The organism is Kitasatospora sp. NPDC098663, assembly GCF_044760075.1.
Taxonomy (GTDB): domain Bacteria; phylum Actinomycetota; class Actinomycetes; order Streptomycetales; family Streptomycetaceae; genus Kitasatospora.
Genome location: NZ_JBIWAP010000023.1, coordinates 80,508 through 103,160, shown reverse-complemented (window position 1 = coordinate 103,160; position 22,653 = coordinate 80,508). Strand labels below are relative to the sequence as shown.

14 protein-coding genes are annotated in these 22,653 nt (G+C 75.3%); 9 read left to right on the top strand and 5 right to left on the bottom strand.

The window, feature by feature from the left end; all coding sequences use genetic code 11:
• Positions 1–149 precede the first annotated feature (149 nt).
• Positions 150–2,105 carry a DEAD/DEAH box helicase gene (locus tag ACIQVZ_RS24535; protein ID WP_402452797.1) on the bottom strand — a complete coding sequence of 652 codons (1,956 nt, stop codon included), beginning with the start codon at positions 2,103–2,105 and terminating at the stop codon, positions 150–152.
• Between the two features lie 706 nt (positions 2,106–2,811).
• Between ACIQVZ_RS24535 and ACIQVZ_RS24530 the strand changes: the two genes are divergently transcribed.
• On the top strand, positions 2,812–3,540 hold the full coding sequence (locus ACIQVZ_RS24530; RefSeq protein ID WP_063347921.1) for a ferritin-like fold-containing protein: 729 nt from the start codon (positions 2,812–2,814) through the stop codon (positions 3,538–3,540).
• Between the two features lie 27 nt (positions 3,541–3,567).
• Here ACIQVZ_RS24530 and ACIQVZ_RS24525 read toward each other — a convergent pair whose 3' ends face one another.
• The 3 genes from ACIQVZ_RS24525 to ACIQVZ_RS24515 all read right to left on the bottom strand — a co-directional run bounded on the left by ACIQVZ_RS24525 (position 3,568) and on the right by ACIQVZ_RS24515 (position 5,047).
• Complete coding sequence (locus ACIQVZ_RS24525; RefSeq protein WP_350879888.1) at positions 3,568–3,891, bottom strand: hypothetical protein; 324 nt, start codon at positions 3,889–3,891, stop codon at positions 3,568–3,570.
• 136 nt (positions 3,892–4,027) lie between these two features.
• Positions 4,028–4,255 (bottom strand): DUF3107 domain-containing protein, encoded by a 228-nt coding sequence (locus ACIQVZ_RS24520; protein WP_063347919.1) that lies wholly within the window; start codon positions 4,253–4,255, stop codon positions 4,028–4,030.
• A 141-nt stretch (positions 4,256–4,396) separates the two neighbouring features.
• Positions 4,397–5,047, bottom strand: coding sequence for a TetR/AcrR family transcriptional regulator (locus ACIQVZ_RS24515; RefSeq protein ID WP_350879887.1), 651 nt, complete (start codon positions 5,045–5,047; stop codon positions 4,397–4,399).
• An 807-nt stretch (positions 5,048–5,854) separates the two neighbouring features.
• Between ACIQVZ_RS24515 and ACIQVZ_RS24510 the strand changes: the two genes are divergently transcribed.
• From ACIQVZ_RS24510 to moeZ, 4 genes are all read left to right on the top strand, one after another.
• Positions 5,855–7,543 (top strand): DUF3492 domain-containing protein, encoded by a 1,689-nt coding sequence (locus tag ACIQVZ_RS24510; RefSeq protein ID WP_402452794.1) that lies wholly within the window; start codon positions 5,855–5,857, stop codon positions 7,541–7,543.
• Positions 7,543–8,643, top strand: a complete 1,101-nt coding sequence (locus ACIQVZ_RS24505; RefSeq protein WP_402452792.1) for a hypothetical protein — start codon at positions 7,543–7,545, stop codon at positions 8,641–8,643. The genes ACIQVZ_RS24510 and ACIQVZ_RS24505 overlap by 1 nt, the downstream gene beginning before the upstream one ends.
• 119 nt (positions 8,644–8,762) lie before the next feature.
• Positions 8,763–9,752 carry an NAD-dependent epimerase/dehydratase family protein gene (locus ACIQVZ_RS24500; protein ID WP_402452790.1) on the top strand — a complete coding sequence of 330 codons (990 nt, stop codon included), beginning with the start codon at positions 8,763–8,765 and terminating at the stop codon, positions 9,750–9,752.
• A gap of 228 nt (positions 9,753–9,980) precedes the next feature.
• A complete protein-coding gene (gene moeZ, locus ACIQVZ_RS24495) occupies positions 9,981–11,159 on the top strand; it encodes an adenylyltransferase/sulfurtransferase MoeZ (RefSeq protein WP_350879883.1) in 1,179 nt (392 codons plus the stop codon).
• 94 nt (positions 11,160–11,253) lie between these two features.
• On the opposite strand, the gene ACIQVZ_RS24490 is transcribed toward moeZ, so the two are convergent.
• The gene (locus tag ACIQVZ_RS24490; protein WP_402452788.1) at positions 11,254–14,004 is read right to left on the bottom strand and encodes a flippase-like domain-containing protein; all 2,751 of its coding nucleotides are present in this window, start codon (positions 14,002–14,004) and stop codon (positions 11,254–11,256) included.
• Between the two features lie 134 nt (positions 14,005–14,138).
• Here ACIQVZ_RS24490 and ACIQVZ_RS24485 point away from each other — a divergent pair, with 134 nt between their 5' ends.
• The 4 genes from ACIQVZ_RS24485 (at position 14,139) to ACIQVZ_RS24470 (ending at position 22,626) form a co-directional block, all read left to right on the top strand.
• On the top strand, positions 14,139–14,501 hold the full coding sequence (locus tag ACIQVZ_RS24485) for an MGMT family protein (RefSeq protein WP_402452786.1): 363 nt from the start codon (positions 14,139–14,141) through the stop codon (positions 14,499–14,501).
• 177 nt (positions 14,502–14,678) lie between these two features.
• On the top strand, positions 14,679–17,996 hold the full coding sequence (locus ACIQVZ_RS24480; protein ID WP_350879880.1) for an ATP-dependent DNA helicase: 3,318 nt from the start codon (positions 14,679–14,681) through the stop codon (positions 17,994–17,996).
• Positions 17,997–18,028: 32 nt separating this feature from the next.
• On the top strand, positions 18,029–21,250 hold the full coding sequence (locus ACIQVZ_RS24475; protein ID WP_402452783.1) for a UvrD-helicase domain-containing protein: 3,222 nt from the start codon (positions 18,029–18,031) through the stop codon (positions 21,248–21,250).
• Between the two features lie 191 nt (positions 21,251–21,441).
• Positions 21,442–22,626, top strand: a complete 1,185-nt coding sequence (locus ACIQVZ_RS24470) for a PP2C family protein-serine/threonine phosphatase (protein WP_402452781.1) — start codon at positions 21,442–21,444, stop codon at positions 22,624–22,626.
• Positions 22,627–22,653: the final 27 nt, after the last annotated feature.

Sequence of the window (22,653 nt, the reverse complement as noted above, 5' to 3'; positions counted from 1 at the left end):
TGCTCTCCTGCGGGCGACTGGCCGGTAACCCCGACCCTATCCAGCCTGCGCCGGAACGCCGGAACGCCGGAACGCCGGAACGCCGGAACGCCGGAGGGGGCGGGCCGGACCGCGAGGGGCCCGGCCCGCCCCCTCCGGGGCGGGGTGCGTCAGCTCTCCGGGGTGGCCTCCGGCGCGGCGGCGGCCTTGCGGGCCCGGGTGCGCTTGCGCGGGGCCGGGACCTCGGTCGCGGCGTCGGCGGCCGCAGCCTCCGCAGCCTCCGGAGCCGCCGGGGCGGTCGCGGCCTCGGCCTTGGGCTTGCGGGTGCGCGTCCGGGTGGCGGGCTTCTCCGCGACGGCGGCCTCGGTGGCCGGGGCCTCGGCGACGGCCTCCGCCTTCGGCTTGCGGGTGCGGGTCCGGGTGGCTGGCTTCTTCGCGACGACGGCCTCGGCGGCCGGGGCCTCGACGGCCTCGACTGCCGGGGCCTCGACGGCCTCCGCCTTCGGCTTGCGGGCGGCGCGCTTCCGGGTGCGGGCGGCCGGCTTCTCCTCGACGGCGGCCTCGATGACGGCCTCGGCGGCGGCCACGACGGCCACCGCGGCCGGAGCCTCGGTGACCGGAGCCGCCACGGCAGCCTCGGTCACCGCGACGGCCTCGGCCACCACGGCGGCCTCGCCGGCGGCGGCGCCGCGCGAACGGCGGCGACGGCGGCGCGGGGCCGCCTCGCCCTCGGTGCCTTCGACGGCCGGGGCCGCGGGGGCCTCGACGACGCTCCCGGCCTCGCCCTCGGCGACCGCGGAGCCCCCGCGGGTGCGGCGGCGCTCACGGGTGCGGCGCGGCTTCTCCTCGGTCGCCACGGCGGCCTCGGGGGCGCCGGTGCGGCCGGAGCCGCTGCGCGGGCCCTTGGCCCGGGGGGTGCGCGCACCGCGCCCGCCGGTCTCGCCGAGGTCCTCGACCTCCTCCGCGCCGAGCCCGGCCCGGGTCCGCTCCGAACGCGGCAGCACACCCTTGGTGCCCGGCGCGATCTTCAGCAGCTCGTACAGGTGCGGCGAGGTGGAGTAGGTCTCCTCCGGGTCGTTGAAGGTCAGCTCCAGCGCCTTGTTGATCAGCTGCCAGCGCGGGATGTCGTCCCAGTCGACCAGGGTGACGGCGGTGCCCGAGGCGCCGGCCCGGCCGGTGCGGCCGATCCGGTGCAGGTAGGTCTTCTCGTCCTCGGGGCACTGGTAGTTGACCACGTGCGTGACGCCCTCGACGTCGATGCCGCGGGCGGCGACGTCGGTGCAGACCAGCACGTCGACCTTGCCGTTGCGGAACGCGCGCAGCGCCTGCTCGCGGGCGCCCTGGCCGAGGTCGCCGTGGACGGCGCCGGCCGCGAAGCCGCGCTGGGTCAGCTGGTCGGCGACGTCGGCGGCGGTGCGCTTGGTCCGGCAGAAGATCATCGCCAGCCCGCGGCCGTCGGCCTGGAGGATGCGCGAGACGAGCTCGACCTTGTCCAGCGAGTGCGCGCGGAAGATGTGCTGCTCGATGTTGGCGACGGTGGTGCCGGTGTCGTCCGGGGCGGCGGCCCGGATGTGGGTGGGCTGGCTCATGTACCGGCGGGCGAGGCTGATGACCTGGCCCGGCATGGTGGCCGAGAACAGCAGGGTCTGCCGCTTGGCCGGCAGCATGGTGATGATCTTCTCGACGTCCGGCAGGAAGCCGAGGTCGAGCATCTCGTCGGCCTCGTCCAGGACCAGCGAGCGGACCTTGGACAGGTTCAGCTTCTTCTGCCCGGCCAGGTCCAGCAGGCGGCCCGGGGTGCCGACCACGATGTCGACGCCCTTGGCGAGCGCCTCGACCTGCGGCTCGTACGCGCGGCCGCCGTAGACGGCCAGGACGCGCACGTCGCGGACCTTGCCGGCGGTCTGCAGGTCGTTGGTGACCTGGGTGCAGAGCTCACGCGTCGGGACGACGATGAGCGCCTGCGGGCCGTCGGAGAGCTGCTCCTCGGTCGCCCGGCCGGCGTCCACGTCGGCGCGCACGACGCACCGCTCGATCAGCGGGAGGCCGAAACCGAGGGTCTTGCCGGTACCGGTCTTGGCCTGGCCGATGACGTCGTGGCCGGTCAGCGCGACCGGGAGGGTCATCTCCTGGATGGGGAAGGGGTGGACGATGCCGACGGACTCGAGCGCCTCGGCGGTCTCCGGGAGGATTCCCAGATCCCGGAACGTGGTCTTGATGGGTTCAGCGGTGGTGGACAGGGTGCTGCCTCTTCCGTGTGAAAGGGGCCGAGAGCGAGCGGCGGGCGGGCAGCCGCACGGCTGCGTACGGGCCTGGCGGCCCTGATGCAGCTGAGCGGACGCACAACCGCGCCGGTCCCTGCGGCCGGCCGGTGCGTGCTGCCCCGTGCGGGGCGCGTCGCCGGCGGCGTCGGGGAGGATTCCCATGAGGGACCTGCGCGGGACCTTCGCCAGGGGGCGCGGTCTCGGCGGCCCTCGCTCGGCCACTGATGCGGTGCCAAGGCTTGAAGTCCAAGCCATGGTCGGAGCCGATCGGCTCTCCGACCGGGCATCCGCGTACGTGAGTACCCGTGGCTCCGGTGCGGACACGTCCGGATGGACGGTGCCGCTTCGGAGCGGGCTTGCGCGGGACACCGAGACGGCGGTGACACCGTGCGAACACGACGGGGCTCCGTACCACCATACAGTCAGGCGACGACTCGAACACGTGACGCGTCTGACATTGCCCCTTCCGACCCGGGCCGGAAGGAGTGTTCCGGCCGGTCACCCGGGCGACCGGCCGGCGGCCGGTCAGGGTGGGTCCCCCGGGCCGGCGGGACTAAGGTGGCGGGTCATGGAGACCCATGGTGAGACGCAGGACGCCGCGGCCGGCTCGATCGGGGACTGGGCCGCGTGCTCGGCCGACCCCGGCTACCGGGCGGCGGTACTGGATCTGCTCGGCGCACTCGCCTACGGCGAGCTGAGCGCCTTCGAGCGGCTCGCCGAGGACGCCAAGCTGGCGCCGGACCTCGCCGACAAGGCGGCGCTGGCCCGGATGGCCTCCGCCGAGTTCCAGCACTACCAGCGCCTGCACGACCGGCTCGCCGAGATCGGCGCCGACCCGCAGGAGGCGATGCGCCCGTTCGTCGAGCCGCTGGAGCTGTTCCACCGGATGACCGCGCCCTCGGACTGGCTGGAGGGCCTGGTCAAGGCCTACGTCGGCGACGCCATCGCGACCGACTTCTACCGCGAGGTCGCCGTCCGGCTCGACGACGACACCCGCGACCTGGTGCTCGGCGTCATGTCCGACACCGGGCACGCCCAGTTCGCGGTGGACAAGGTGCGCCAGGCGATCGAGGCCGACCCGCGCTCCGGCGGCCGGCTCGCGCTGTGGGGCCGGAGGCTGATGGGCGAGGCGCTCAGCCAGGCCCAGCGGGTGGTCGCCGAGCGGGACGCGCTGTCCAACCTGCTGGTCGGCGGCGTCCAGGTGCAGGGCTTCGACCTGGTCGAGGTCGGCAAGATGTTCAACCGGATCACCGAGGCGCACACCCGGCGGATGGCCGCCCTGGGCCTGGCCAGCTGAGCCTTGTCCGGCCCCGGGAACCAGGGGTCAGGCCGGCCGGTGGCGCCGCGTGCGGTGGACACCGGCCCGGTGCGGGTGGTGCCGGTGCGCCGGGGCCCGCCCGGCGGCGAGGTCCGGTCGGGCCAGCGTCGTGGTCAGCACCGCCGAGGCCAGCGCCGAGGCCGCGATCGACGCCGCCGGGAAGCGCCCGTCCAGGCAGAAGTGCGCCACCGTCCCGCCGAGCAGCGCCGCCGCCAGGGCGGTGCCCACGGTCAGGGTGCGGGCCGCCCGGAAGTACGCGGGCCGCGCCAGCAGTGCGGCCAGGCCCGCGGCCAGGCCGACGAGGGCGAAGGCGATCGACTCGACCAGCAAAACTGCCTCCCCGGGGACGGGCGCGCGGCGCCGGCGGCCGCACTTGTCGCCGTACCCCGGCCGACCCGGCCGTACACGCAACGGTGCCCCGCTCCCTGGGGGAGCGGGGCACCGGGTGAGCAGCTCGGACGACGCCTCAGGCGGTGCCGAAGCCGACCTTGCGGGCGGCCTGCTCGCCGATCTCCACGTACGCCAGGCGCTCGGCCGGGACGATGACGCGGCGGCCGTGCTCGTCGGTCAGCGCGAAGAGCTTCTCCGAACCCTCCAGCGCCTTGGCGATCGCGCTCTGGATCTCATCGGCACTCTGCGTGCTCTCGATCACGATCTCGCGCGGCGTGTTCTGCACGCCGATCTTGACCTCCACGGCTTCCGTCCCTCCGGGGTTGCAGCCTCCACGCGCGGACACCCCGACCGCCTGGGACAAGCGTTCGCGACGACCGCGCCGTACGGCTTCACCATAGAGCACGGGATCACCGCGGCGGCGAAGCTCGGTGGATCATCCCTGCTAGAGGGCTTCCCCGCCCTCCGAGGTGGGGTGCATCGGGAAGCCCTTCAGCCCGCGCCAGGCCAGGCTGGCGACCAGTCGCGCCGCCTCGTCGCGGGGGATGTCCAGGCCCTGCGACAGCCAGTACCGGGCGGTGATCTGGGCCAGGCCGCAGACCCCGGCGGCGAGCAGCTTGGACTCCGCCTCGGGCAGGTCGGTGTCCTCCTGGATCACCTTGCTGACCAGCGTCGCGCTCGCCTCGGAGGCCCGCTCGACCCGCTCGCGCACGGCCGGCTCGTTGGTCAGGTCCGACTCGAAGACCAGGCGGAACGCGCCGGACTCGCCGGAGACGTAGTTGAAGTACGCCTCCATCGTCGCGGCGACCCGGAGCTTGTTGTCGGTGGTCGTCGACAGTGCGTCGCGGGTCGACTCGACCAGGGCGTCGCAGTGCTTGTCCAGCAGCGCCAGGTACAGCTCCAGCTTCCCGGGGAAGTGCTGGTACAGCACCGGCTTGCTGACCCCGGCGCGGTCGGCGATGTCGTCCATGGCGGCCGCGTGGTAACCCTGCGCGACGAACACCTCCTGGGCGGCACCGAGCAGTTGTTCACGGCGGGCGCTTCGCGGCAGGCGGGCACCGCGCGGGCGCTCCTGCGCCTCCTGGATGGCCGTCACGGCGCTCCTCACTTCGGTTGTTCGGGGCTGGCAAGAGGGCCGATTCTACTTTTCGGTAACCGCTTCCGCGTTCGGCGGGAGTGAGAAAAGGACCTCGGCCTCCTTGTCAGGAGCCCACAATACGGCGCTGACCTCGGCGTCGGCAGGGGTGTGACAGGGGCCGGAACGGCCGTCCGGGCCGTCGGAATCCGGACTTCGTGACGCACCGCACCGGCGGCGTCACCAAGCGCGGAGCGCGGGCCGGCATCGTGGACCCGGGGCCCCTCGCGGCGGCGAACAAGGTCACTCCCATCGTCCGCCATGAGCGGGGAGGCCGGCGACCGGCGCCCGGCCGCGCGGACCGCCCGGTAACGGCCCGGTTCGGGGCGAGGTCACGCCCGTTCACTCGTTCAGGTGGCAACCAGGCATGTGACCGATGGATTGCCCGGGCCCGGTCCTACCTTTCTGCTGTCGGACCGAACAGGTGTGGGGGAGGCCGCGGACGCCGGGGAAATCCGGAGGGCGGCCGCACCAGGGGGCCCGGCGGGTCGGGCCCGGCCCGCCGGAACGGGCGTGCGCCCGGGGGAACGGATCGCGGAGGGGCGCGGCCGGACCGTCGGGCCGGACGGCCGCACCACCGCTCGGTGGTGCCCCGCCCCGGGGGAGCGTCGCGGTGTCGTACCCGGCCGACCGGACTCCTCGCCCCCGGACCGTCCCCGCCGCCGTGCGGGGCCGCCCCGGTGGCCACCTGAGCCGCTCAAGCCGTCCGTCGATCCCGCCCGCCCGTGATCCGCCCGCCCGTGATCCGCTCTGCCCTGGAGGTCTCCCGTGCGCATCGCCCTGCTCACCGAGGGTGCCGGCCCACATTCCCGGCGCGGCGCCGGAGGCTGGTGCGACCGGCTGGCCGCGGGCCTGCCGGAGCACGAGTTCGGGCTGTACCTGCTCACCGGTCAGGGAAGCCAGGGCGGCCAGGGCGCCGCCGAGCGGCTGTCCCCCGCCTGGCGCGGGGCGCGCGAGCTGGCGCTGTGGGGGCGTCGGCCGGGCGGCCGGGTGCCCGGCACGCTGCGCGGACGCCAGTACGCCCGGGCGTACGAGGACCTGGTCAGAGCCCTGGTGCTGCCGGGAGAGCGGGCCGGCTTCGGGGCCGGGCTGTACCGGCTGGCCGTCCTCGCCCGGGAGGACGGCACGCTGCCCGCCTTCCTCGCCTCCGCGCACGCCCGGCGCACCCTGGAGCGGGTCTGGCGGCTGCCGGGCGCGGAGACCTCGGCCGGGCAGCCGCTGGTCCGCGACGTGCTGGTCGCGGCGGACCTGCTGGAGCAGTGCCTGCGGCCGCTGTCCGCGCCCTGGTACGGCACCGGGCCCGACGGCCTCGGCGGCGCCGACCTGTGCCACGTGGTCGGCGGCGGCCCCGCGGCGCTGCCCGCACTGGTCGCCCGGTACCTGCACGGGGTGCCGTTCGTGGTCACCGAGCACGGCCTGCACCTGCGCGAGCAGTACCTCGGCCACCGCGAGACGCCGTACCGGTGGCCGGTCCGGGCGCTGCTGCTGGCGTACTTCCGGGCGCTCACCGAGGAGACCTACCGGCAGGCGGCCGTCCTGACCCCCGGCAGCGCCCACGACCAGCAGTGGCAGCGCCGCTGCGGGGCCGACCCGGCGCGCACCCGGGTGGTGTACGAGGGGACGCCCGCGGTGGTCCGCCCGGCGGCCGGGCCCGAGCCCGCCGCGCCGACCCTGGTGTGGGCGGGCGCGCTGGAGCCGGGGCGGGACACCGAGCTGATGCTGCACGCCTTCGCGCAGGTGCGCGCCGACCTGCCGCGGACCCGGCTGGTGATCCACGGCGAGGAGGCCGCGCCCGGCTACCGGGCGCACTGCGCGGCGCTGGCCGAGCGGCTCGGACTGGCCGCGGCGGTGCACTTCGCCGGGCGGCCCGGCTCGCTCGCCGAGGCCTGGGAGGGCGGCACGCTGGCCGTGTTCTCCGCGCTGTCCCAGCACAGCCCCCGGCTGCTCGCGGACGCGATGCTCAGCGGCCGGGCCGTGGTGTCCACCGACGTCGGGGTGGCCCGCGAGGTGGTCGGGCCGACCGGGCTGCTGGTGCCCGCCCGGGACCCGCGCGCGCTGGCCGGCGCCTGCCTGGCACTGTTGCGCGACGAGGAGCGGCGCGCCCGGCTCGGGCTGGCCGGGCGGCTGCGGGCACAGGAACGCTTCGCCGTGGAGCCGGTGATCGGCGCCTTCCGGGAGATCTACCTGGAACTGGTCTCGCAGTACCCGGCCTTCCCCGGCGGCGGGGCCGGCGGCGCGGCCGGGGAGTCGCCGCGCCCGTTCGCCCGGCCCGCCGAGTACTGGCTCGCCGACGGCCGCCGCGCGCCGGACGGCCCGGGCGGCCAGGGCGCCCCGGACCCGGCGGACGGCTCCGAGGGCCGCCACGGCGCCGGGCCGGCCGGGTCCGAGCGGCCGGAGGACGGGGGCGGCGACGCCGGCGCGCAAGAGCGCCCCGGCGCCCTCGCGGAGGCCGTCTGATGGCGGGCGGCGCGGCGCCGGGCGGCCCCGGGAGCCCGGTGGGGGACCCGGTGCGCGAGGTGATGGCCGAGCACCGGGCGCTGTGCGAGCGGGCCGTCGACCCACTGGAGATCGCCGCCGGACTGGAGGAGGCCGGGCTCGGCCCGCAGGCCGCCGCGCGCTGCCGGCACGCCGACCTGTTCTCGCTCGCCGAGGAGCTGTACGCACGGGTGCCCCGCCGCCCGCCCGCGCCGGAGCCGCCGAGCGGGCGGGAGTGCGCCGCCGCCACCCGGGCGACGCTGACCGCCGCCGCGCTGGCCGCGCTGCCCTGTGCGGCCGTGGTCGCGCTCGGCGCCCGCTGGCTGGTGTTGCTGCCGGCCGCCGTCCCGCTGGTGCTGGTGCCCGCGCTGGCCGCGGACCGTGCGGCCGAGCCCGGCCCGCCGGACACCGGCCCCTGCCGGGCGGTGGACGGGCTGGGCCCGGCGCGGGCGCCGCGGCGGGCCGGCGCCCGGTGGCGTCCGGCGGCGCTGGGGCACGGGCTGGGTCTGGCCGCGCTGCTGCTGCTCCCGCTGGCCGCGGCGGACGGGGACCGGCGGCTGACCGCCGCGCTGGTGCTGGCCGGGGCGGTGTCGGCCGGGTCGGCCGAGCGGGCGGCCCGCTGGTACCGGCAGGTCGGCCGCGGCCATCTCGGCGCGGCGGCCACGCTGGCCGAGTTCCGGTCCCGGATGCGGCCGGTGCTCCCGGTGGCGGTCGCCCTGCACCTGGCGGTGCTCGCGGTGCTGACCTTCGCCGCGATGGCGGTGCTGACCGTCCTCGCGCCGCGCCCCGGGCCGGGCCACGGCGGGGGCCTGCTGCACCTGGCGGCCGAACGGGCCGGCGCCGCGCAGTGGGCGGCGCAGGGCGTGCTGGGCCTGCTGCTGGTGCTGCCCGCGCTGCTGGCCCGCTGCGGCCGGACGGCGGCCGCCGCGGCGGGTGCGCTGGCCGGGCCCGCCGCGGCGCTCGGGCTGCTCGCCCTGGGCCGCTCCGGGCCGGCGGCCGGGCTGCTCGGCGGCGGCGCGGTCGCCGCGGTGCTGCTGGCGTACGCCTGGGCGGTGCTCGGCCGGGCCGGTTCGCACCGCTGAGCCCCGCCCGCCGGTGCGGCCCCGGGTGCCGCCCCCTTCTCGTTGCTCTCACTTCAGTCCGCTCTTGATTTCAGTCCGCCAGGTCGTCCCCGACCTCGCTTCGTGGAAGGACGCCCCCGATGAGGGTGCTGCTGCTGGGCGCCGACGGTTTCATCGGCCGCCGGGTCACCGATCGTCTGCTCATGGACCAGGAGTTGCAGGTGACGGTGCTCGGCCGGCGCGACTCGGCCGACATCCGCTTCGACCTGACCACCGGAAGCCCGGGCGCGCTGGCCCGGTTCCTGGACGCGGTCGCGCCGCAGGTGGTGATCAACTGCGCGGGCGCCACCTACGGCAGCTCGCGCACCCTGATCCGGTCGAACACGCTGGCCGTCGCCACCGTCTGCGAGGCGATCCGGCGCAGCCGGGAGCCGGCCCGGCTGGTGCACGTCGGCTCGGCCGCCGAGTACGGCCCGGTGCCGGGCGGCGTGCCGGTGTCGGAGCAGGCCGAGCCGCGGCCGGTCGGCCCGTACGGGGTGTCCAAGCTGGCCGGGACGGAGCTGGTGCTGGCGTCGGGCCTGGACGCGGCGGTGCTGCGGGTGTTCGACGTGGTGGGACCGGGGGCGCCGACCGCCTCGCTGTTCGGGCGGCTCGCGGAGGGGCTGCGGCGGGCCCTGGAGCGGGACGAGGCCCAGGTGCGGATGCCGGACCTGTCCGGATACCGGGATTTCGTGGACGTGCGGGACGTCGCCCGGGCGATCCAGGCGGCGGCGGTGTCGGCCGCCACCGGGGTGGTCAACATCGGCAGCGGGCATGCCGTCCGGGCCCGGGACGCGGCCCAGCTGCTGGTCCGGGCGTCCGGCTTCGAGGGCGCGATCGTCGAGGAGAACCGGCAGGTCCTGCTGCCCGTGCCGGCCGGCGGCCCGGTCGGCGACCACCTGCCCGGCCACCACCTGCCGGGCCACCACCTGCCGGGCCACCGGCCGGAGGGCCGGGTTGCGGCGGGGGAGCCGGTGCCGTGGCGGCAGGCGGACGTGCGCACCGCCCGGGACCGTCTCGGCTGGCGGACACAGGTGCCGCTGGAGGAGTCGCTCGGGGACGTCTGGCTGGAGACGGCCTGCCGGGTCTGAGCGGCCACCGGGAGCGCCCCCGGCCTGTCGGCGCAGGCCCGGGGCGCTTTTCCGGGCTCCGGCGGGCGGTCCCACGATCCGACGCCGGCCGTCTCGCCCATCGGACGAGCTGTCTCGGAATACCGGAGGGGCGTGACACTGTTGGCCTAGGAGCCACCCGCGTGGCGGCGCAGCAACCACCATGAGGCTGGCCCAGGCCACCTGAACCAGACACCCATCGGAGTCCCCGTGTCGTTGCCACCCCTGGTCGAGCCGGCCGACGAGCTCACCGTTGACGAGGTCCGCAGGTACTCCCGCCACCTGATCATCCCCGACGTGGGCATGGCCGGGCAGAAGCGGCTGAAGAACGCCAAGGTGCTGTGCGTCGGCGCCGGCGGCCTGGGCTCGCCCGCGCTGATGTACCTGGCCGCGGCCGGTGTCGGCACGCTGGGCATCGTCGAGTTCGACGTGGTCGACGAGTCGAACCTGCAGCGCCAGATCATCCACGGCCAGTCGGACGTGGGCCGCTCCAAGGCGGAGTCGGCGCGGGACTCGGTCAAGGAGATCAACCCCTACGTCGACGTGATCCTCCACGAGGAGCGCCTCGACAACTCCAACGTCATGGAGATCTTCTCCGGCTACGACCTGATCGTGGACGGCACCGACAACTTCGCCACCCGCTACCTGGTGAACGACGCCGCGGTGCTGCTCGGCAAGCCGTACGTGTGGGGCTCGATCTACCGCTTCGACGGCCAGGCCAGCGTGTTCTGGGCCGAGCACGGCCCCTGCTACCGCTGCCTCTACCCGGAGGCCCCGCCGGCGGGCATGGTCCCCTCCTGCGCCGAGGGCGGCGTGCTGGGCGTGCTGTGCGCGTCCATCGGCTCGATCCAGGTCACCGAGGCGATCAAGCTGCTGGCCGGCGTGGGCGACCCGCTGGTCGGCCGGCTGATGATCTACGACGCCCTGGAGATGAACTACCGCCAGGTGAAGGTCCGCAAGGACCCGGACTGCGCCGTCTGCTCCGAGCACCCGACGGTCACCGAGCTGATCGACTACGAGGCCTTCTGCGGCGTCGTGTCGGAGGAGGCGCAGGCCGCCGCCGCCGGCTCGACCGTCACCTCGGCGCAGCTCAAGCAGTGGCAGGACGACGAGGAGGACATCTTCCTGATCGACGTCCGAGAGCCCGGCGAGTACGAGATCGTCAACATCCCCGGCGCGGTGCTGATCCCGAAGAACGAGTTCCTCATGGGCGACGCCCTGGAGAAGCTGCCGCAGGACCGCAAGATCGTGCTGCACTGCAAGTCGGGCGTGCGCTCGGCCGAGGTGCTGGCCGTGGTCAAGGCGGCCGGTTTCGCCAACGCCGTCCACCTGGGCGGCGGCGTGCTCGGCTGGGTCAGCCAGATCGAGCCGCACAAGCCGGTCTACTAGGACCTGTCCGGCCGGCCTAGGACGCCGGAACGCAGACGCCGGAACGTATCGGAAGGGCCCGCCTCGGCGGGCCCTTCCGCGTGTCCGGTGGACGTCAGAGCGCGCCGCGGCGCTGCAGCATGTTGTAGGAGATCCAGCCCGGCAGCACCGGCAGCCAGAAGGTGAGCGCCCGGTAGAGGAAGACCGCCGGGGTGGCGACCGCCGGCGACACGTCCGCGACCGTCAGGGCGCCGATCAGGGCGACCTCGACCGGGCCGATGCCGCCCGGGGTGGGGATCGCCGAGCCGGCCGCGTTGGCGGTCAGGAAGACCACCGCGACCGCCGAGAAGCTGACGTCGCCGCCGAAGGCCTGCACCGAGGCGTCCAGGCAGGCGGTGAAGGAGAGGGTCAGCAGCAGGATGCCGCCGAAGCCGGTGACCAGCTTGCTGGGCGTCTGCATCAGGTCGAGCATCCGCGGCACCACGCCGAAGAACAGCGAGCGCAGCCGGCCCAGCACGAACCGGCGCAGCGGCGCGACCGCCGCCACCACCAGGGCGAGCACGGCGGCGGTCAGCACGCCGATGATCACCGCGCGGGAGGCGGACAGGTCGCCGTTGGTCTGGCTGCCGGTGATCAGGCCGAAGCTGAACAGCAGCAGCAAGTGCCCGGCCAGGCCGGCCAGCTGGGAGGCGCCGACCGAGGCCACCGCCTGGCCGGAGCGGATCCCGGCCTTCTGCAGGTAGCGGGTGTTGAGCGCGATGCCGCCGATCGCGGCGGGGGCGACCAGTTTGACGAAGGAGCCGGCCAGCTGGGCCGCGACGGTGCGCCGGAACGGCAGCTTCTCCGGGACGAAGCCGGTCAGGCTCATCGCGGCGGCGACGTAGCTGGCGGCGGCCGCCAGCAGGGCCGCCGCCGCCCAGACCCAGTCCATCTGGGAGAGCTTGAGCTGGGCCGGCTTGATGGTGGTCAGCGCCAGGTAGGCGGCGAAGGTGAGCGCGATCACCATGATCAGGCTCTTCGGCTTCAGCCGCTCCAGCTTGGCCGGCTCCATCGGGGCCTCGGGGGCGATCTGGAGGATCTGGCCGCGGATGCGGCTGAGCAGGTCCTCGCCGGCCACCGCGATGTCCTCCTCGGCCTGCTGCTGGGTGCGCTCGCCGGCCGCGACCTGCTCCAGCGCCCTGGCCCGGGCGACGGTCTTGCGCTCCTTGGTGAGCCGTGCGAGGTCGACCCTGGTGGAGCGGCTCATCCCGACCGGCTGGAGCAGCGGCAGCGCCTGGGCGACCCGGTCGGCGCCGAGCACCGCGTTGGCGGTGGCGACGGCCCGCTCCGGGCCGATCCGCAGCGCGAAGGTGGTGACCAGCTGGGCGACGTCGATGCGCAGCGTCAGGTCGGTGGCGGCGATGTCGCCGCCGGAGAGGTTGACCAGGCAGGCCGTCTTCTCGTCCACCACCAGCAGCGACTCGCCGGTCAGCCGGCGGTGGGCGATCCGGCGCTCGTGCAGGGCCGCCACCGACTCCCAGAGCGAGGCCATCACCTGGTCGGTGACCTCCTCGTCGGAGAGCTCGTCCAGGATGCGGCCCTCGACCTTGCCGTAGACCAGGATCGCGGCGTCCGGGCCCAGCTCGGAGGTGGCGACCAGCTGCGGCGCGCGGGCGCCCGAGGCGGCCGCCGCATAGGCGATCAGGGCCTCCTGCTCCAGCGCCTGGCGCAGCGACTGCGGGCTGCGGCGCACCGCCACCGAGCGCAGCCGCAGCCGACGCCAGGCCCGGTAGAAGAAGCCGGAGGCCTGCTGCTCGCGGTCGATGATGTGGACGTCCAGCGGCGGGCCGCTCTGCTGGGTGACGTAGTAGCGGCGGGTGCCGCCGGGCGCGTCCGGGGCGCGGTGGGCGCTCTCCGGGGTGAAGCCGACCTTGCGCAGGCCGATCATCAGGTGCTGGCCGGTGGGCCGGATGTTCGGGGAGCCGATCGCGTACAGCGTGCCGTACGCGACGGACCAGCCGATCAGGACGGTGAGCAGCAGCGACAGCGGGGTGGTGTAGCCGCCGAGCAGTTCGGTGATCCCGCTGAAGACCACCACCACCCACAGGGCGACCCGCCACCGGGGGCGGCTCGACATGCCGACCGCGGTCATGTAGGCGATCACCGGGGCGAGGTAGCCGTGCACCGGGTCGGTGAGGGTGCCGTTGCTGTCCATCGGCAGCCTGGTCAGCGCGTCCCGGATGTGGTCGGAGGCGCCTTCGGCCACCCACCAGTCGATGCCCAGCGAGACGCCGTAGGCGAGCACCGAGGCGAGCACGCCGTCGGCGACCCGCAGGCCGTCGCGTTTGATCAGCCGCTCGACCGCGAAGGCCAGCGGCACGGCGAGCACCGCGACGCTGGAGAGCAGGCCGGTGATGGTGGAGAGCACCGCGGAGAAGTGCGGCGCGTTGGTGGCGATGTCCTGTTCGATGCCGGTGGTGGTCGAGGTGGCGATGCCCGCCAGCACGAAGACGGCGACTATGCCGAATACGCCGGCCAGGAAGCGGATCAGGTCGGACGGGCGGTGCGCCCGGGCGGCGAGCAGGGGCTCGTCGACGTCCAGGTGCGGGGTGCCGTCCAGCGGGTCGTGGTAGTCGGGCAGCGGGCGCCGGGCCGGCGGTGCGGCGGCGGCCGGTCCCCCGGGGTCCTCGGCGGCCTCGGCGGCTTCAAAGGGTTCGGCGGGTTCTTCGGAGGCCTCGGCGGGCGCGGGGGTCTTGATCGTCAGGTCCTTGATCAGGGAGACTTCCGGAGTCGGCCCGGTCGCGGGCCCACCACCGGGAGCCGAGGGCACGGCGGCGGCGGACTCGTCGGAGTCCTCGTCCACACCCACGTCAGCCGTCCCGGTCATCTGGTCTTGTCCTCGTATCACCACTCACCGCCCCGAAGATGGTGGCATGCCTCGGCGCCCCGTGCTGGACAGGGGCCGGATCGGGCGCGGCGGATCGTACGTGCGGGGCCACGGGTGCGCCCCCGTGAGGAAGAATGCCCCAGGTGACGGACGTAACAGACGACGGCCTCCCGGACACCCTGCCGCCCTTCGCCGAACTGGTGCTCGACCTGACCGAGCGGATTCCACCCGGCAGGGTGATGACCTACGGGGACGTTGCCGAGTACCTCGGCCAGGGCGGCCCCCGGCAGGTCGGCCGGGTGATGGCCCTGTACGGCGGCTCCGTCCCCTGGTGGCGGGTCATCCGCGCCGACGGCCGCTTCCTGCCCGGGCACGAGCACCGCGCCCTCGCCCACTACGGCGAGGAGGGCACCCCGCTGCGCGAACTCGCCGACCCGCCCCGGGTCGACCTGCGACGGGCCCGCTGGGACGGGCAGGAGCCGGACGCCGCGCACTGAGGCAGCCGCGGAACGCGGAATGCGGACCGGGCCGCCGCGGACTGTCGCCGCGGACCGGGGATGCCGCGAAACCGCCGCGCCGACGGGAATGACGGGGCAGGATCGTAGGCTCGATACGGGCGGGCCCCGGCGGGCCCGCCCGGCCACGCCTCCAGCACAACCCCAGGATCCGCCTCCGTGAGTTCCCCGTACCGGCTCGTGCGCAGCCCGCTCGTCCAGCCCGCCCCACCCGTGCTGGACGAGTACCAGCGCGCCGTGGTCGAGCACGGCGGCGGGCCGCTGCTGGTGCTCGCCGGCCCCGGGACGGGCAAGACCACCACCCTGGTCGAGGCCGTCGCCCGGCGGATCGAGAACGGCACCGACCCCGAGCGCATCCTCGTCCTCACCTTCAGCCGCAAGGCCGCGACGGAACTGCGCGACCGGATGTCCGCCCGGCTCGGCTCCTCCTCGGCCGCCCCCCAGGCCACCACCTTCCACTCCTTCAGCTACGCCCTGCTGCGCGCCCACCAGGACCCGCAGGACTACGCCGAACCGCTGCGGCTGCTCTCCGGCCCCGAGCAGGACGTCATGGTCCGCGAACTGCTGGCCGGCGGCGCCGAGGACGCGAAACTCGGCAGCTCCCGGATCCACTGGCCGCTCGACCTGCGGGCCTGCCTGACCACCCGGGGCTTCGCCGACGAGGTCCGCGCCGTCCTCGCCCGCAGCCGCGAGCTGGGCCTGGGCGAAGCCGAACTGGAGCGCTTCGCCCAGGGCGTCCAGCGCCCCGACTGGGCCGCCGCCGCGCACTTCCTCGCCGACTACCTCGACGTGCTCGACCTGCGCGGCGTCCTCGACTACGCCGAACTCGTCCACCGGGCCGTCCTGCTCGCCGAACGCCCCGAGGTCGCCGAACAACTGCGCCGGCGCTACGAGGTGGTGTTCGTCGACGAGTACCAGGACACCGACCCCTCCCAGGTCCGGCTGCTGCGCCAGCTGGCCGGCGGCGGCCGCGAACTCGTCGCGGTCGGCGACCCCGACCAGTCGATCTACGCCTTCCGCGGCGCCGACATCAACGGCATCCTCGACTTCCCGCAGACCTTCCGCCGGGCCGACGGCGAACCCGCCGACGTCAAGGTGCTGCGCGTCTCCCGCCGCTCCGGCGCCGTCCTGCTCGCCGCCTCCCGGGAGCTCGCCCGGCGGATGCCGATGGGCCGGCTGCCCGCCGACAAGCTCGCCCAGCACCGCGCGCTGCTGCCCTCCCGCGAGGGCGGCCGGGCCGAGGTCTACACCTACCCCACCCCCGGCGCCGAACTCGACTCGATCGCCGACCTGCTGCGCCGCGCCCACCTGGAGGACGGCGTTCCCTGGGGCGAGATGGCCGTCCTGGTCCGGGCCGGCGCCCGCTCCATCCCCGGCGTGCGGCGGGCGCTCAGCGCGGCCGGCGTCCCGCTGGAGATCGACGGCGACGACCTGCCGCTGCGCGAGGAGCCGGCCGTCGCCCACCTGCTGCTCGCCCTGCGGGTCTGCGCCGAGCAGGCCGCCCGCGACCGCAACGGCGACCCCGACACACCCGACCCGCTCACCACCGACCTGGCCCACGCCCTGCTCACCGGCCCGCTCGGCGGCCTCGACGGCTCCGACCTGCGCCGCCTCGGCCGCGCCCTGCGCGAGGAGGAACGCGCCGCCCTGCGCGCCGACGGGGACCCGGCCGCTCCCCGCCCGGCCGGCGACCTGCTGCGCGAGGCCCTCGCCGAACCCGAGCGGCTGATCGCCCTCGACCCCGCCCACGCCCGCCGGGCCCGCGACCTCGGGACCCTGCTGCGCAAGGTCCGCGAACGCCTCGCCGGCGGCTGCACCGCCGAGGAGGCGCTCTGGGAGCTGTGGGACGGCAGCCGCCGTTGGCGCGAGCGCCTGGAACGGGCCGCCCTGCGCGGCGGCGGCGCCGGCCGCAACGCCGACCGCGACCTCGACGCGCTGTGCGCCCTGTTCGAGACCGCCGCCCGCGCCGAGCAGCAGGTCACCGGCCACCGCGGCGCCCTCGACCTGCTCGCCGAGCTCGACGCCCAGGACATCGCCGCCGACACCCTCACCGTCCGGGCCGTGCGCCCCGAGGCCGTCCGGCTGATGACCGCCCACCGCTCCAAGGGCCTGGAGTGGCGCCTGGTCGTCGTCGCCGGCGTCCAGGACGGCCTCTGGCCCGACCTGCGCCGCCGCGGCTCCCTGCTGGAGGCCGACCGGATCGGCCGCGACGGCCTCGCCGAACCGCTCTCCCCGGGTGCCCTGCTCGGCGAGGAGCGCCGGCTCTTCTACGTCGCCGCGACCCGCGCCCGGGAACGGCTGATCGTCACCGCCGTCAAGGCCCCCGCCGACGACGGCGACGAGCCCTCCCGCTTCCTGCGCGAGCTCTACCGCGAGGACGTCGACCCGCGGACCGGCAGGGTCGTGCGCCGCACCCCGCCGGTCGTCGTCGAGGACGTCACCCACCGCCCGCGCCGCCCGCTGTCCGTCGCCGCGCTGGTCGCCGAACTGCGGGCCGTCACCGTCGACCCGGCCCGGTCGCCCGAACTGCGCCGGGCCGCCGCCGAACGGCTCGCCCTGCTCGCCGCCGCCACCGACGACGAGGGCCTGCCGCTGGTGCCCGCCGCCCGCCCCGACCGCTGGTGGGGCCTGGCCGACGCCACCGCCGCCCCCGACCCGCTGCGCAGCGCCGACCTGCCGGTGCGGCTGTCCGGCAGCGGCCTGGAGCAACTGGAGAACTGCTCGCTGCAGTGGTTCCTGGACAAGGAGGTCAAGGCCCGCGCACCCGGCTCCGCCGCCCAGGGCTTCGGCAACGTCGTGCACGCGCTCGCCGACGAGGTCGGCTCCGGGCGCACCCCCGCCGACCTCGCCGTCCTGATGGAACGCCTGGACACCGTCTGGGACGCGCTGGCCTTCGACGCGCCCTGGAAGTCCCAGCAGGAGAAGACCCAGGCCCGTGCCGCCCTGGAGCGCTTCCTCAACTGGCACGTGCTGGAACGCGGCCGCGACCTCGTCGCCACCGAGCACGGCTTCGACGTCACCCTCGACGCCGGCGGCGTCTCGGTGCGCATCCGCGGCTCGATGGACCGGGTCGAGAAGGACGCGGCCGGGCGCGCCTACGTCGTCGACTTCAAGACCGGCAAGCAGATCCCCACCGACAGGTCGCTGCCCGAGCACAAGCAGCTGGCCGTCTACCAGCTCGCCGTCCGCGCCGGGGCGCTCAACGAGCTGCCCGGCTTCGCCGACCGCCCCCCGGCCACCGGCGGCGCCGAACTCGTCCACCTGCGCGAGCCCGCCGCCAAGGCCGCCCAGGACGCCCCCAAGGTGCAGCGGCAGGACCCGCCGGAGGGCGAGCCGTGGATCGAGAACCTGCTCGCCGACGCGGCCGGCCGGGTCCTCGCCGAGCGCTTCGTCCCGCAGACCGGCGGCGGCTGCGACCGCTGCACCTTCCGCCGCAGCTGCTCCGCCCAGCGGGACGGGGCGCAACTCGTCGAGTGAAGGTTGTCCGCCGCTCCGGTTAACGTTGCGGGGTGACCGCCGTGCTCAGCCATCCCGACCAGCTCAAGGAGCTGCTGGGCATCCCGTTCAACCGGGAGCAGATGGCGGCCATCGGCGCCCCCCTGGAACCGGCCGTGATCGTGGCCGGCGCCGGCTCCGGCAAGACCACGGTGATGGCCGCCCGGGTGGTCTGGCTGGTCGGCTCCGGCGCCGTCCGGCCCGAGGAGGTGCTCGGCCTCACCTTCACCAACAAGGCCGCCGGCGAACTCGCCGAGCGCGTGCGCACCGCCCTGCTGCGGGCCGGCGTCACCGGGGAGGACGCCGTCGAGCCGCTCGGCGAACCGGAGATCTCCACCTACCACGCCTTCGCCGGCCGGCTGCTCAAGGAGCACGGCCTGCGGATCGGCATCGAACCCGACGTGCGGCTGCTCGCCGACGCCACCCGCTTCCAGCTCGCCGCCAAGGTGCTGCGCACCGCCCGCGGCCCGTTCCCCGCGCTCACCGGCACCTTCGCCAACCTGGTCGCCGACCTGATCGCCCTGGACGGCGAACTCGCCGAGCACCTGGTCGAGCCGGACACCCTGCGCGCCCACGACGAGGACCTGCTGGACACCCTCGCCACCGTCAAGCTCACCAACGACGACCTGCGGGCCGTCCCCGCCACCGCCCGGGCCCGGCTGGAGCTGCTGCGCCTGGTCGAGGACTACCGGCGCCGCAAGCACGCCGCCGGGCTGATGGACTTCGGCGACCAGATAGCCGCCGCCGCCCGGCTCGCCCAGCAGCGGCCCGAGGTCGGCGCGCTGCTCCGCGGCCAGTTCCGGGTCGTGCTGCTCGACGAGTACCAGGACACCTCGGTCGCCCAGCGGCTGATGCTGGCCGGCCTGTTCGGCGCCGGCCCCGCAGGACCGGGCGGCCCCGTCGACGGCCACCCCGTCACCGCCGTCGGCGACCCCTGCCAGGCGATCTACGGCTGGCGCGGCGCCTCCGTCGCCAACCTCGACGAGTTCCCCCGGCACTTCCCGAAGGCCGACGGCCGCCCCGCCGCCCGCTACGCGCTCAGCGAGAACCGCCGCAGCGGCGGGCGGCTGCTCGCCTTCGCCAACGAACTCGCCGCGCCGCTGCGGGCCATGCACGAGGGCGTCGAGGCGCTGCGCGCGGCCCCCGGCGCCGAGCAGGACGGCTACGCGCGGGCGGCGCTGCTGCCCACCCACGCCGAGGAGATCGACTGGCTCGCCGACTCGATCGCCCATCTGGTGCGCACCGGCACCGCGCCCGGCCGGATCGCCGTGCTGTGCCGCGGCGGCGCGGCCTTCCCGGACATCCACGCCGCCCTGGTCGCCCGCGATCTGCCGGTCGAGGTGGTGGGCCTGGGCGGGCTGCTGCAACTGCCCGAGGTGGCCGACCTGGTGGCGGTCTGCGAGGTGCTCCAGGACCCGACCGCCAACGCCGCGCTGGTGCGCCTGCTGATCGGCCCGCGCTGGCGGATCGGCCCGCGCGACCTCGCCCTGCTCGGCCGCCGGGCCGCCGACCTGGTGCGCACCGACCGGCCCGAGGGCGTGGAGGCGCTGACGGCGGCCGTCGCCGAGGCCGACCCCACCGAGGTGGTCTCGCTCGCCGACGCGGTGGAGACCTTCCTCGACGCGGAGCAGCCCGACGAACTGCCCTTCTCCGCCGAGGCCAGGATCCGCCTGGCCCGCCTCGGCCAGGAGCTGCGCGACCTGCGCCGCTCGCTCGCCGACCCGCTGATGGACGTGCTGCACCGGGTACTGGCCGTCACCGGCCTGGAGGTCGAACTCGCCGCCTCCCCGCAGGCACTGGCCGCCCGGCGGCGCGAGACCCTGCACGCCTTCCTGGACGTCGCCGCCTCCTTCGCCGACCTCGACGGCGACCCCGGCCTGGCCGCCTTCCTCGGCTTCCTGCGCGCCGCCCAGGAGTACGAGCGAGGCCTGGACAGCAGCCTGCCCGGCGGCGAGGACACCGTGAAGGTGCTCACCGCGCACAAGTCCAAGGGCCTGGAGTGGGACGTCGTCGCCGTCCCCGGCCTGGTCAAGGGCTCTTTCCCGTCCACCACCTCACGCGAGCGCTGGACCAGCAGCAAGCGGGTCCTCCCGCACGCCCTGCGCGGCGACGCGGACACCCTGCCCGACGTGCGCGGCGGGTGGGACGGCAAGGCCATGACCGCGTTCAAACGGCAGCTGGCCGAGCACTCCGGCACCGAGGAACTGCGCCTGGGCTACGTCGCGTTCACCCGCCCGCGCACGCTGCTGCTGGCCTCCGGGCACTGGTGGGGGCCCAGCCAGAAGACCGTCCGCGGCCCGTCCGCCTTCCTGGAGCAGCTGCGCGAGCACTGCGAGCGGCCCGGCGCCGGGGAGGTCGAGCACTGGGCCGAGCAGCCGGAGAAGGGCGCCGAGAACCCGGCGCTGGCCGCCCCCGTCGAGCACCCCTGGCCGCTGCCGCTGGACCCGGCCGCCCAGCTGGCCCGCCGCCGGGTCGCCGAGGTGGTGCACGCCCGGCTGGCCGGCGCGCCCGCCCCCGAGCCCGAGCCGATGGCCGTCGAGGACCAGCGCCAGGCGGCCTCCTGGGACCGCGACCTCACCGCGCTGCTGGGCGAGTTGGAGCGCTCCCGGCGCACCGCCCGCGACGTGCCGCTGCCCGCCTCGCTGTCCGCCACCCAACTGCTGCGCCTGGCCGCCGACCCGGACGGCTTCGCGCGCGACCTGGCCCGGCCGATGCCGCGCCCGCCGCAGCCGGCCGCCCGGCGGGGCACCCGCTTCCACGCCTGGGTGCAGTCCCGGATCGAACCGCTGCTGCTGATCGAGCCGGGCGCGCTGCCCGGTGCGGACGACGACGGCATCGAGGACGAGCAGGACCTGGAGCAGCTCAAGGAGGCGTTCCTGCGCACCCCGTGCGCCCAGCGTCGGCCGCACCGGGTGGAGGCGCCGTTCCAGCTGGTGCTCGGGGGGCGGGTGGTGCGCGGCCGGATCGACGCGGTCTACCGGGACGGTGACGTGACGTCAGTAACCGGTGGCGCGTCACGCTACGAAGTGGTGGACTGGAAGACCCACCGCGAGGAGACCGCCGACCCGTTGCAGCTCGCGGTCTACCGGATCGCCTGGGCCGAGCAGGCGGGCGTTCCGCCGGAGCAGGTCACGGCTTCCTTCCTGTACGTCCGCAGCGGGCGGATCGTCCGTCCGGCAGGACTTCCCGACCGAAAAGAGTTGGAACGGCTCCTGATCGGGAACAGTGAAGAATGAGTCACGCAGAGCATTCAAGTCATCACGGCAGCGCCCGAAACCTGTGCGTCATGCACGTTTCGTGCCTATTGTGGGGTCGGTAACCGGTCAACCCCCGTGCTCCGGCCGCCAGCGAGGCCCGCATTCCCTAACCCTCAGTCATCACCGCAGGTGCCCCAGGGCATCGGCGTCTTCTGCTGGAGTAACCGACGTTGAGCGCGACCGGATGGATCAGAGAGCGGTTCACCGGGCCGACCCCGGGACCCGCTCCGGGCACGACCGGCACCTGGCCGAGGACGGCGCTCGCGCTGCCCTTCATCGGCATGGCGCTGATCGTCGCCCTCGACTTCGTCAGCAACACCGAGGTGACGGTCGAACCGGCCCTCACCGCCGTCCCCGCGCTGGCCGCCGTGGTCAGCCACCGAACCTGGTACCCGCTCGCCATCGGCCTCTTCACCGAGGCGGTGGCCTTCCTGATGGCCTTCCGCAGCGACGCGCTCGACCAGTCCGTGCACGCCGCCAGCGTCTTCGCGATCCTGCTGGTCGCCCTGATCGGCTGGGTCAGCGCCACCCTGCGGCTGCGCCAGGAGCGGGCGCTGGCCGACGCCCAGCTCGTCGCCTCGATCGCCCGCAGGGTGCTGCTGCGGCCCGTCCCCGAGCGGGTCGGCACCGTCCAGGCGGCCGTCCACTACGAGGCCGCCGCCGCGCACGCCAGGATCGGCGGCGACCTGTACGAGGTGGTCAACACCCGGCACGGGGTGCGGGCCGTGGTCGGCGACGTCCGCGGCAAGGGCCTCGGCGCGGTCGAGACCGCCGCCGCCGTCCTCGGCGCCTTCCGCGAGGCCGCGCACCAGGAGCCCGCACTCGACCGGGTCGCCGGCTGGCTGGCCGTCAGCCTCGACCGGGCCCTGCACGAGAACGACCACCCGGGCGTGGAGGAGGAGTTCGTCACCCTGGTGCTGATCGGCGTCGGGGCGGACGGCACCGCGGAACTGGTCAACTGCGGCCACCCCTCGCCGCTGCTGCTGCGCGGCGGGGACGTCCGGCCGCTCGAACTCGCCGAGACCGTCCCGCCGCTGGGCGTCCTCGACCCGGCCGACGTCCGGCCCCCGGTGCACCGGGTGGCGCTGCGGCCCGGCGACCGGGTCCTGCTGTTCACCGACGGGGTGATCGAGGCCCGCGACCGCTCCGGCGCCTTCTACCCGCTCGCCGAACGCCTCCCGCGCTGCGCCGACGGCCGCCCGGCGGACGTCCTGCAGCGCCTGCACGAGGACGTGGTGCGCCACGTCGGCCGCCAACTCGGCGACGACGCGGCCATGCTGCTCCTCCAGTACGCGCCGGCCCCCGCCGCCGGCACCCAACTACCGCACCAGCACGGCATCCTGACCCGGCATTAGACCCGAACCGGGCCCGAACCAGGCCCG